General features: G+C 32.2%; 14 protein-coding genes and 1 tRNA gene. 14 read left to right on the forward strand and 1 reads right to left on the reverse strand.

All coding sequences use genetic code 11. The features are described 5' to 3' along the window. Positions 1 to 124: 124 nt before the first annotated feature. From yaaA to ytxJ, 3 genes are all read left to right on the forward strand, one after another. Entirely contained in the window at positions 125 to 883 is a 759-nt protein-coding gene (yaaA, locus tag B0I03_RS01560) for a peroxide stress protein YaaA (RefSeq protein WP_111565723.1), read from the forward strand. 1 nt (position 884) lies between these two features. After that, positions 885 to 2444, forward strand: coding sequence for a protein adenylyltransferase SelO (locus tag B0I03_RS01565; RefSeq protein WP_111565724.1), 1560 nt, complete (start codon positions 885 to 887; stop codon positions 2442 to 2444). 200 nt (positions 2445 to 2644) lie between these two features. Further along, a complete protein-coding gene (gene ytxJ / locus B0I03_RS01570) occupies positions 2645 to 2980 on the forward strand; it encodes a bacillithiol system redox-active protein YtxJ (protein ID WP_111565725.1) in 336 nt (111 codons plus the stop codon). On the opposite strand, the gene B0I03_RS01575 is transcribed toward ytxJ, so the two are convergent. Beyond that, on the reverse strand, positions 2981 to 3532 hold the full coding sequence (locus B0I03_RS01575) for a DUF6642 family protein (protein WP_111565953.1): 552 nt from the start codon (positions 3530 to 3532) through the stop codon (positions 2981 to 2983). It lies immediately after the preceding gene. Between the two features lie 459 nt (positions 3533 to 3991). On the opposite strand from B0I03_RS01575, the gene B0I03_RS01580 reads away from it, so the two are divergent. From B0I03_RS01580 to uraH, 11 genes are all read left to right on the forward strand, one after another. Beyond that, positions 3992 to 4076 (forward strand) — tRNA-Ser (locus tag B0I03_RS01580). A gap of 373 nt (positions 4077 to 4449) precedes the next feature. Then, positions 4450 to 4860, forward strand: a complete 411-nt coding sequence (locus B0I03_RS01585) for a hypothetical protein (protein ID WP_111565726.1) — start codon at positions 4450 to 4452, stop codon at positions 4858 to 4860. Next, positions 4832 to 5296: a helix-turn-helix domain-containing protein gene (locus B0I03_RS01590; RefSeq protein ID WP_111565727.1), complete on the forward strand. Its 465-nt coding sequence runs from the start codon at positions 4832 to 4834 to the stop codon at positions 5294 to 5296. The genes B0I03_RS01585 and B0I03_RS01590 overlap by 29 nt, the downstream gene beginning before the upstream one ends. After that, positions 5296 to 5790 carry a hypothetical protein gene (locus tag B0I03_RS01595; RefSeq protein ID WP_111565728.1) on the forward strand — a complete coding sequence of 165 codons (495 nt, stop codon included), beginning with the start codon at positions 5296 to 5298 and terminating at the stop codon, positions 5788 to 5790. Before B0I03_RS01590 ends, B0I03_RS01595 begins: the two co-directional genes overlap by 1 nt. Before the next feature lie 451 nt (positions 5791 to 6241). Continuing rightward, on the forward strand, positions 6242 to 7144 hold the full coding sequence (locus B0I03_RS01600) for an Abi family protein (protein ID WP_111565729.1): 903 nt from the start codon (positions 6242 to 6244) through the stop codon (positions 7142 to 7144). Between the two features lie 132 nt (positions 7145 to 7276). Next, positions 7277 to 7846, forward strand: coding sequence for a hypothetical protein (locus B0I03_RS01605; RefSeq protein ID WP_111565730.1), 570 nt, complete (start codon positions 7277 to 7279; stop codon positions 7844 to 7846). A 66-nt stretch (positions 7847 to 7912) separates the two neighbouring features. Then, entirely contained in the window at positions 7913 to 8704 is a 792-nt protein-coding gene (locus B0I03_RS01610; protein WP_111565731.1) for an SseB family protein, read from the forward strand. Between the two features lie 383 nt (positions 8705 to 9087). Further along, positions 9088 to 9582, forward strand: a complete 495-nt coding sequence (locus B0I03_RS01615; protein WP_146603240.1) for a hypothetical protein — start codon at positions 9088 to 9090, stop codon at positions 9580 to 9582. A gap of 206 nt (positions 9583 to 9788) precedes the next feature. Then, positions 9789 to 10358 carry a Crp/Fnr family transcriptional regulator gene (locus B0I03_RS01620; protein WP_111565733.1) on the forward strand — a complete coding sequence of 190 codons (570 nt, stop codon included), beginning with the start codon at positions 9789 to 9791 and terminating at the stop codon, positions 10356 to 10358. Between the two features lie 62 nt (positions 10359 to 10420). Next, positions 10421 to 10915: a GlcG/HbpS family heme-binding protein gene (locus tag B0I03_RS01625; RefSeq protein ID WP_111565734.1), complete on the forward strand. Its 495-nt coding sequence runs from the start codon at positions 10421 to 10423 to the stop codon at positions 10913 to 10915. A gap of 12 nt (positions 10916 to 10927) precedes the next feature. Next, on the forward strand, positions 10928 to 11335 hold the full coding sequence (uraH, locus tag B0I03_RS01630) for a hydroxyisourate hydrolase (RefSeq protein ID WP_111565735.1): 408 nt from the start codon (positions 10928 to 10930) through the stop codon (positions 11333 to 11335). The last annotated feature ends 480 nt before the right edge of the window (positions 11336 to 11815 follow it).

The following is an 11815-nucleotide window of genomic DNA, read 5'->3' on the forward strand; positions in this document are numbered from 1 at the left end:
AATCCCGATTTATTCGGGATTTTTTATTTTTAATGGTGTTATAAGTATTATTTATGGTTTCCTAAATCTCATATTCGCTAATTTTCGTACTTTTGAAGGTATAAGTAAAATATCTTAAAACGTTATGAAAATTGTAGTATCACCAGCTAAATCCTTAAATTTTGAATCACCACTTCCAATTCAAAACTATACCGAAAGTTTATTTTTAAAAGAAGCGGAAACCATTCAAAAAACACTCAAAAAGAAAAAGCCAAAACAATTGATGGAGTTAATGGATATTTCAGAAAAGTTGGCCGATTTGAACTGGGAACGCAATCAAAATTGGTCATTACCTTTTACACCAAAAAATGCACGTCCAGCTGTTTATGCTTTTGATGGTGATGTGTATACGGGATTGGATGCTTATACTATTTCTGCTGAAAAAATAGCAGTTTTGCAAGATAAATTGCGAATTCTATCGGGTTTATATGGTATTTTAAAACCATTAGATTTAATGCAACCATATCGATTAGAAATGGGAACTTCTATGCCAATAGGTACTAAAAAGAATTTATACGAGTTTTGGAAAAAGAAATTGACTAAAGCTTTAAACGAAGAATTACAATCTGATGAGTTATTTTTAAATTTAGCGAGTAATGAATATTTCTCTGCGGTAGATACTAAAGCTTTAAAAGTTCCTGTTATTACTCCAGAATTTAGAGATTATAAAGATGGGAAACTAAAGATGATTAGTTTCTTTGCGAAAAAAGCAAGAGGTTTGATGGTTCGATACATTATTGATACCAATGCAGAAACGATTGACGATTTAAAAAAATTCAATTACGAAGGGTATGCTTTTGATGCCAATTTATCAAAAGGAAACACCTTAGTTTTTACCCGATAATATGAAATTACATCTAAACGATACGTTTAACAAGCAACTTCCAGCTGATACAGATACTTCAAATACTCGAAGACAAGTTTTTGGAGCTTGTTTTTCTTATGTAACGCCACGAGTTCCTAGCAATCCTAAATTGCTTCATGTTGCAAATGAGGTTTCAGATTTAATTGGTTTATCTAAAGAAGATGTAACATCAACTGAATTTTTAGCCTTAGTTTCGGGAAGTAAAGTGTATCCAGAAACCCAACCTTATGCCATGGCGTATGCCGGACATCAATTTGGGAATTGGGCTGGGCAATTAGGCGATGGAAGAGCGATTAATTTGTTTGAAGTGTTGCATAACAATCAACGTTGGGCATTGCAGTTAAAAGGAGCAGGAGAAACTCCTTATTCTAGAAATGCAGATGGTTTGGCGGTTTTACGTTCGTCTATTCGGGAGCATTTGTGTAGTGAGGCGATGTTTCATTTGGGTGTGCCAACCACTCGTTCGTTGTCTTTGGTAACGACTGGTGATAAGGTGTTACGCGATATTTTATACAACGGAAATCCTGCTTATGAAGAAGGAGCTGTTGTGTGTAGAGTAGCGCCTTCGTTTATTCGTTTTGGGAATTTTGAATTGTTAGCGGCTCGAAAAGATATTACTAATTTACAAGCCTTAGCAGATTATACGATTCAGTATTTTTATCCTGAAATTACCTCAACTGGAAAAGAAAAGTATTTGGCTTTTTATCAAGAAGTGGTGAATCGAACGGTAGATATGATTGTGGAATGGCAACGCGTAGGTTTTGTTCACGGGGTGATGAATACCGATAATATGTCGATTTTAGGACTAACGATTGATTACGGTCCGTATGGATGGTTAGAAGATTATAATCCCGATTGGACTCCGAATACTACCGATGCAGAAGGAAAACGTTACCGGTTTAGAAACCAACCTGATATTGCATTGTGGAATTTAATTCAGTTAGGAAATGCATTATATCCTTTGATTGAAAATGTTCCAGCAATGGAGGCTATTTTAAACAGTTATAGTCATCGTTTTGATGCGAAGTTTCCTGTTATGATGCAAGAGAAATTGGGTTTGACAACGGAATATGAATCCGATTTTCAGGATGAATTGACAACGCTATTAACGGCTTCTGAAACCGATATGACAATTTTCTATCGAAATTTAGCCAATGTTTTAAAATCAGATACTCCTGAAATTGCATTATCGAAAATTGAATATGCTTTTTATCAACCTGATGCTTTGGTAGCTACATTGAAAACGAGTTGGATTAATTGGATGGAACGTTATTTGCAAAAGTTAAATGATGAATCGCTTTCGGATGCTGATAGAAAAGCTAAAATGAATGTAGTGAATCCGAAATATGTGTTACGAAATTACATGGCACAATTGGCTATTGAAGCGGCAGAGAAGGAAGATAATTCTTTGATAAACGAACTTCATGAGTTACTGAAACATCCTTACGATGAGCAACCAGAAAATGAAAAATGGTTTGCTAAACGTCCTGATTGGGCACGGAATAAAGTAGGTTGTTCTATGTTGTCTTGTAGTTCTTAGATTTAGTTGCACAAAGTTGCATAAGGTAGGCACTAAGTCACACAAAGGTTAATTTAAACATATAAGTCATATAAGAAAAAATAAGTGAAGTGTTACGTTGAATAAAGCTCATAAAAGAGATGCTTTACAGCATGACAAACTGCGCATAGAATGCAAAAATACAACTATGTGTCTATGTGTTTAAACAAACAAAATATACTATGAAAAGCTGGAATCCCATTACTACAGAACAACAAGTAAAAGATATTGTTGCAAAATCAAATGAAAAACCACAAATTATCTTTAAAGACAGTGTGACTTGTGGTATTAGCGCTTATGCTAAAGAACGCTTGGTTAGTGGAAATGATTTACTAATTGCTAAAGCCGATTTCAATTATTTGGATCTTCTTTCGTATCGAAGTGTTTCTAATTTTATTGCGGATGAATTAAATGTGATTCACCAATCACCACAGATTATTGTGTTGAAAGATGGGGAAGTGGTGTATCGTGTTTCGCATCACAGTATTCAAGCGGAAGAGATTGCGAAGTATTTGTAATTAGTAATACAAAGTAAAGCCCATCGTTTTTGCCAAGGCATATTGCTTTTGATACAATTTTTCGGTAATTCGGATTACGTTGTCGTCATCGTAGCATAATGCGAAATAGAGGTTGTCGATAATGGTACTTAGTATTGGTGCTGGGTTGCGATAGCCTGAAATAGAAATAGCTCCCGTGACATCTAAGAAGTATTGAGCGGTTTCGGAATCTAGGTCTAGTTGTAAGGTATTAGCAAAATGGATGCGTTTGTAGGTGAGTTTGCCTTCAAAGAACTCGGCAATTTCTTCTAAGCTGTATAAATAATTATCAATGATAATGTTGTTGTCTCTTCCTTGGAATACGAAGTAGATGATTTCGTAGTCATGGAAGTTTCGGTCTTCGTAAAGCAGTGTACTTAGACTTTCTTCTAATCCTTCTATGCTATCACAGGTTTGGTACACATTGGTGATGTTGTATTGTAGTGCTAGTTTTTCTAGCGAGGTTAGGATGATGCTGGATGTATGGGTAGTGATATCAGGGACGCTTTCTAGGCAGTATAGTTTGGATTGCATTGTTTTTCTTTTTACAAAAATAAGTGGTTTTTTTGAATGTTGAATGCTGATTAACGAATGTTGAATTTTGAAGTTAAAACACATAGGCACATAGTTTTTTACACATAGTTTCTCCGAGTTTTTTGGAAGTAGATTGTGTTGAGGGAGATACATGGAGGCGTTACACTTGGCATAGCTCACATAAGACTACACGACTAGTTTGTTATGCTGATAAGTATCTTTTTTACTCGATGATTATGTAAACAAACGTTATAAACGATAACTTTTACTTTGTTCTTGCACTTGTTCTTGATTTTTTATTAAAAATTTAGTTTTATTTATTTACTGACATTCAAATGGTTGAGAAATGGGTGAGGAGGAAAGTGTATTTTTTTTACTTTTTTCTTTTGAAAACGTTTGCAGAAATAAAAAATCGTTCTATATTTGCACTCGCAATACGGAAGTAGCGCACGACTTATTGGAGAAATGGCAGAGTGGTCGAATGCGGCAGTCTTGAAAACTGTTGACTGTAACAGGTCCGGGGGTTCGAATCCCTCTTTCTCCGCAGGGTAAAACCGATTCAGAAATGAATCGGTTTTTTTTATGGGTTGGATTTAGGGTGTAAAAAGGTGGTTCGCAATTTGCGTACTCTTTTTTTTGTTGGGATTTGTTCCTACTATGTACTCTTTATCTACTCAGTATCTTGTAGGGAGCTAAACATCATTTTGGTTTTACTTGATGTAGCTTTTGATTTCTTCTTCCTCTAGGCCTAAGTACTCACAAAATTCTTTGATTGTTACTACTTGGTGTTTTGCTTTTCCCAGATGGTCTTTAATGTCGTTAATAATGTTGCGCGATTGTCTTTCGCTTTTTCCTGTAATAAACATCACGTCTATAAAATAAATTTGCGTATAATTAACCTATAGCTTAATTTTGTAGTGAAAAAAGCGAGAGAGATATTAAAAAGTGAAGACAGTAAAAGAATTATCTGTATAGATGTGGATAATTGGGAAGAGATTTTCAATTATGTTAATCAAGATGATAAACATAAAAAGAAATTCAAATATATCTGTAACATTATTTTAGAAGGACACAAAAATACAGATGTTTATGACAAGGAAGATATAGATTCAAGTTGTAAAAATGTGACCGCTATGAAATTTTTTAAAGGTAATTCTAATGATAGAATTTACTGTAAAGAAATTTCAATGGAAGACAAAACATTTGTCGTAATTGCCTGTAAACTATTTGAAAAAAAGAAAAGTCAAGGTAATAATAAAAAGAACAAACCTATTATTAAAAATATTGGAAAATCAGAATATGAAATCATTAGAAAAGAAATTAAATGAACTAGATAAATCGTTTGATGATTTATTTCTTGAACTCGAAAATGATTACGAAGTTGAAGCTAAGGTTTTAGCTTCAAAAATCTTATCTGAAATTAAACATTTAACTGATCGCAGAAATTTAAACAGAAAAGACATTGCTGAGTTATTAGGCACTTCCGCAAGTTATTTGACACAACTCTACAGAGGTAACAAGTTATTAAATTTAATTACGTTAGCAAAATTTAAAAATAAATTAGATATTAATATCGAAATTAATGTAACTGAAAAATCATATTCAAATACAGTTGATGATTTTTGCTATAGTGAGATTAAAAGACATCGTGCTGATAATAATTATAATTGGATGATACTTATTAACAATAATAGTAATAATATCGATTTAGATATTGATAATACAAATAAGTCAAAAACTAATAAGAAATCACTTTACGCATAATGAAATTAATTAAATCACCACTTATTTTAGATGACTTTTTCATAATAAATTCTAATTATAAATTTATTGAGCCAGTAAGTCAAAATGAAGACTTAAAAGTACTCTTTAATGATTATGAAATAGATATAGATTTTATTGTTCGTAGTGTACCTAAAGAGGAAAACAAGTTTGTTATCTTATCTAAAGTTAGCATAAATCAAAATGAAAATCCAATTTCAGGTTATTCACTTTTTGCAGAATCTGTATGTTTTTATTCATTTGATGCTTCATCTGAATTGAATGAAAATGAAAAATCAGATATGTTATGGCATTCAGGAGTATCAATGTCTGTAAATAGTTTAAGGAACTTTATTTCATCAATGACTACTTTTTGTCCATTAGGAAAATATACTTTACCTAGTATTGACTTAACATCTTTACTTAATGAGAAGAAGAAAATTTTAAGCAAAAAAAAGAAAAACGAAACTAAAGAAATTAAAAAAAACAACAAATAATATTTACTTAAAAAGCGGGTTTTAAACCTGTTTTTTTTGTTAATAATATTTACCTTTAGTTTCAATCAAATAATTTCCCTACTCGTGCGCTAATCCTTTCGCGTTCGTTTAGTTAGTAATGAGATGGTTAAGAGATGCTGGCTCGAGCAAAGCGAACAGGCGAAGCAAACGAGTTCAGCATTAGAAAAGGAGAGCTGCTGAAATCGAAGATACAACGAAGTTAAATGATCCCGAAGTTTCGGGACAGTATGACAGATAAAAAAATAAAAATGGAAAGTGTAAAATCAAAAAATTTGGATTATAATAAAAAAGGGTTGTATATTTGCAGCAACAGTACACACCACGCTACCCATTAGAACAGCGTCCCAGGGTGTGTCTTTTGCTTTTATAACGATAATTTCACACCCCAAAACAAGTAGTTGTACTTGCTTTGGGGTTTTATATTTTAGGTATGTTTGATAAAAGTGCTACTTCAATTTCACAACAAATTGAAATTTTAAAAAATAGAGGTTTAACGTTTAAAGATGAAGCTTTTGCAGCGCATCAGTTGGCTAATATCAGCTATTATCGTTTAGGCGAGTATTGGTATGTAATGCAAGATGATAAAGTGAACCATACCTTTAAACTCAATAGCAAGTTTGAAGAGGTAATGGCATTATATAATTTTGATAGAGAACTACGCTTTTTACTTTTCGATGTAATAGAGCGAATTGAAATTAGTTTGAGAACTAAGTTGATTTATCATCTTTCACACGAGTTTAATCCGTGGTGGTTTCAAAATTTTGAATTGTTTGAAGATAGCAAAGCATTAGTAAAAACCTTATCAGGTTTAGAAGAAGAGCTAGAGAGAACAAAAGAAACTACTATTAAAAATCATAATAAGAAGCATAAAGACGACAAGCGTTTTCCACCAGCATGGAAATCATTAGAACAAACAAGTTTTGGATCGCTTTCTAAGTTATATGGTAATTTAAAAAATACGATTAAGTCGAAAGATGTAATTGCACAAGAATTTGGAGCTGTTAATCATACGTATTTGCCAAGTTGGTTGCAATCTATTACACAAATCCGTAATTATTGCGCGCATCACTCTAGATTATGGAATAAAAATTTACCTTCCACCTTAAAATTATTATCAAAACCGCCTTACAAGTGGATAACTGATGTGCCAAATCAAAATGATTTTCAATATTTGTATATTCATTTGTGTATTATGAAGTATCTTTTGAACAATATAGAACCTGAAAACCAATTTACAACGAGATTAAAGATATTGTTTGAAAAATACCCAAATGTTGATCCAAAAGCTTTGGGCATGAAACCAAAATGGGAAGAGGAAGAATTGTGGAAATAGATTATTAAAAAAACTAAACAGTAAAATTATAACATGCAAAAATACTCTGTAAACAACACTTAATAGAAACGCTTTTAACCTGGCTAAAGTCGGGTGAAATTGTAAGATTACTTAATATTCAAAATAATAATAATGACTTTTAGAGTTAATTTATATGCTGACCAAGCTTTTTTACCGATGATAAAAAGAACGATAAAGCGAATTGAAAGATTTAGTGAAAAAACCCGTATTGACCATGAACTTGAAGAAGTAGCTTCTGGAATTATTTTATGCCAATCTGCTTTTGAAACTTTTTTAAATTTATTAACAGAAGAACTACAAATTGAAGAAACAATAAAAGATAAAATTTTAAAAGCTAACTTTCTAGATAAAATAGAATTATGGCATCAATATAAATCTTTTGATTACAACAAAACCAAATTACCTTGGCAAGATATAAAAAGATTAAATTCTGTAAGAAATTGGTTAGTACATTTCAAAACCAGTAATATAGGTTTGATAAGTTCCTCTTCAGGTTGGATAAATGATGGAATAAATAAAATTCCAAAATTTGATGATGCCGTCGAATTAAAATTAGATAGACTTAAAAGTTATTATTCTTCAGTTATGATTTGTATGCTTATTATTGCAAAAGCAAATGATGTAGAAGATTTATATGACCATTTAAAAACTGAAAAATATTTTCCATTGCTTGTAGGTTAAAATTTAGTTCAATTGTGTTTTTTTATCCTGCATCAAAATATCGAACTGTAAAACTGCTACCTTAATATGAATCTATTTAACAAACTATTCGGTAAAAAAGAACCCGAGTTTACACCTGATAATTCGGTTTTATTGCAATTGATACAAGTGTATCATCAAAATGAAACACCTGAAAACTATAAAAAAGTGATAGAGGAGTTGTATGGCTCTCGTGCTTTTTTAGTGGTTCCTACTGATGGCGAACAATCAAAGTCAAATGAATGGAAGACGCTTGAAAAGGGGACTTCGGTTGCTTTTACAACTGTTTTTGATGTAGAAGGCATGTTGGTTTTTGGTGTGTTTACTTCGGAAACTACTTTGAGTAAATGGACAGATAGGGAAACGGCTTTTATAGCTATGCCTGCTCGTGCTGTGTTGGAATTGGCTGAAACGCATAGCTTTGGTCGTGTTGTAATTGATAGTGACCAAGAGACTATGTTTGTGTTTGAACGTAACAGAGAAAATATTTCTACTACCACAGTGCAAGAAGAAACACAAGTGCAAGTTGGGTTTCCGCAACATCCCATTGATGGTGCTAATAAGAGTCAATTGTTAGAAGCTTTTAGTAAAAATAGCAATATAAAAGAGGTGTATCATTTTCTGATGCTTCGTAATCAGGAGTCGATTTATATATTAGCTTTTGTGTTGGAAAATTATTCTGAAAATGCCCGATTGGCGGTTATGGATAATGTAAACGATGGTATGAAAGGGTTTACTTTAGACTTGCCACTGGAATCGATGTATATTGAAGAGTCGGATAGTTGGTATGAAACGGTTCAGAATTTTGGGGTGTTTTATGGGGGGAGGAGTGAAAAGTAAAAAGTAAAAAGTGATAAGTGAGGAGTGAAGAATGAGGAGTGAAGAATGAGGAGTGAGAAGTGAATAGGTTGGTTTCACTTTGTGAAACGTTTGCCTACTACGTAAGAGATTTAGCTTCGCTGAACTTACGTTTTTATTTTGGTGGAATGACAGACTTGTACTTCGTAAAGCAACTGCCTACTATGTAGGAGATTCCTATTTTGGCGGAATGACAGCTTTTACTGAGTGAAGCGGTAGCCTACTTCGTAGGAGATTTAGCTTCGCTGAGCTTACGTTTTTATTTGGTGGAATGAATGGTACTTTATAATACTATTTTATTAATCGATGTTTTTGTTTTTTAAATGTTTTGTTTATAATTTACATCAATGTTTAAATTTATTGATATGAGACTAATTTTATCTGCTTTTGCTTTTTATTGTTCGCTTTTTTGTGTGGGTCAAAAACAATCGGAGGACTACTTAAGATCATATGATATTCATTTAGAGAAAATTCAGGAGTTAACATTTAAAAGTAAAGAAAGTTTTCAAAATTTTGTAGCTACTTTTGAGGATAAAAAAGGATTTGAACTTCCTAAGTTTCTAATTTATGACAATTCTGGAAATTTGCTAAAGCATCGATTAGATGTATTGATTAGCACTTGTGGTAAAGGAGATGTTCAAAAATTAAAGAAAAATTATCATAAGAATTTACCGAGCATAGATCAATTACAAGTGTTTTTTAATGAGCCACTAAAAAAGCCTTTAGAATCAAGCTTTATTGTTGTTTTTATTTGGCATCAAGCCATGGATAAATACAATAAGCATACTTTTGAAACCTACCATACTTGGAAGGAAAATTCAGAGATTACCATTTACTTTTTAAACTTGAAAATGGAATGAGATGGAAAGGAAAAGTTCAAGTTCAATGACAAGATTTTTTTTACAGAGTTCAAAGACTTGCTTACTTTGTAGGAGATCTAGTTTCGCTGTCCTGAAGTTTCGGAATCGTTTATAATCTTTAGAATTACAAAACAAGAATACAACAAACTCTTAACACTTACCTACTTAAAAGTTAACTACATTTAATGACTTAAAATTTATCCTTCATGTATGAGGCATTAAAACAGTTTATTTCAAGTAGAGGAGTACTAGAAGCGCCAGCTTTAGATGCTATTTGTTCGCGTTTTGATTTGGTTGCTGTACATCGCAATGAAATTCTTTTGTCTTATGATCAAATTGCGAATTATTATTACTTTGTAAATAAAGGAGCTGTTCGTGTATTTACGATTACCGATGATGGACAAGAAATATCCCGTTACTTTGCTTTTGAAGATACATTTGTAACAGCGTTACCCAGTTTTATTGACCAAAAACCTGCGGAAGAATATCTGCAAGCTATTGAAAAATCGGAATTACTTCGTATTTCAAGAGATGACTTTTACAACTTAGTGGCATCGGAACCTGTATTTGCCAGAATATATACGGAAATTTTAGAGTTGGGCTTTATTATGGCTCAAAAACGCATCTATGGTTTTCAAGGGTATGATGCACTTTCTAAAGTGAAATGGACGCTGAAAAACCAACCTAAATTACTAGTTAGGGTTTCCAATAAAATGGCTGCTTCTTTTTTAGGAATTTCTCCTTCCACCCTTAGCAGATTAAAAGCTAAACTTTAAAAAACGTTGATCTAAATCAATGTTTGCTGTTTTCTCATAGGCTAACTTTGCCTAAAAAAAAGATGAAAAAAGCAATATTATTAATTTTTTGTAGCTTTTCTTTCGGATTTGCACAAAATCAAACGAGCGTTCCATCAACAGATTGGAAAACAGCACCTACACTAACACAGACGGGTGCTGTTAAAATACTGCTACGGGCTACGAGTATAGCAGAAACAAAGAATAAGAAATTTGCTCTGGCAGTTCTGGATGCATCGGGTAACGTTATTTTAATGACGCTTGCAGATGGCGTGGGACCTCATAATTTAGAGGCCGCCAGAAGAAAAGCATTTACGGCAGTATCTACGAAAACGCCAACACTCTTATTAGCTAGAAACGCCAACACCCATTCTGATACTCAAAATTTGAATACACTACCCGAATTGTTATTGTTAGGTGGTGGCGTTCCAATTATTTTGGATGGTCAAGTTATTGGGAGTGTAGGAATTGCAGGTGCTGGAGGACCAGAACAAGACGATGCCATAGCGCAAGATTTGGTTACATTATTCAATAAATAAAATTTAAAACGTATGAAAAAGTCAATTATTTTCGGAATTTTTATGTTGTTTTCAACTGTAATAGTTGCACAAACAAATTCATATCAATTATCAAGTCATATTCTTGATGTAAGTAAAGGTACTCCCGCACGTGGTGTTACGATAAAACTTGAAAAGTTAGATGAGAAAACGAATAACTGGATTAAAGTAGATGAAAAAGTGACAGATAAAAATGGTAGAATTACCGATTTTTTAAAGTCTGATCGTTCTAATATTGGTATTTATAAACTTACTTATTTTACTGCTGAGTATTTTAAAAGAAGTAATACCGAGAGTTTTTATCCTTTCATAGAAGTGGTTTTTCAAATTTCCGATGATAGTCATTATCATGTTCCGATAACTCTTTCGGCATTTGGTTATGCTACTTATAGGGGGAATTAAATAAATGGTTATGCAATTAAAGCCTGTGAAGCAATTTGTTTTACAGGCTTTTTTGTTTTCAGTTTTGGGCTTTATTTCATTAAGCCTACGAATATGGTTCAAATTCCAAATTAATGACCCTTTATACTGATTAAATAAATTTACTAAGAGAGTTCTCATGTAATTAATCACTTATTCTAAAAATCTAAACACTTATTCCTTGAAATGTTATTTTTATTAATTTACGTCAACAGTTGTATTGAAATTTAAAACCTTATGTTAATTTTAACAAAAAAAGTAGTAGTGTTTTTATGAAAGAATTATTAAAAAAAAGGTACTATTTTAACTTTTAAATATAAAAAATACAAAGAAAGTAAAAGGTTTAAAAATAGATTGAATTAAAAGTTAAGACTTGATAAATTAGTCTTACCACTTTGAATAAGCAATGATTAATTAGAGAACTTACCAATATTTGAGTAAATTATAAATGATTAATTTATT

The sequence above is a fragment of the Flavobacterium aquaticum genome (genome assembly GCF_003259835.1).
Lineage (GTDB): Bacteria > Bacteroidota > Bacteroidia > Flavobacteriales > Flavobacteriaceae > Flavobacterium > Flavobacterium aquaticum.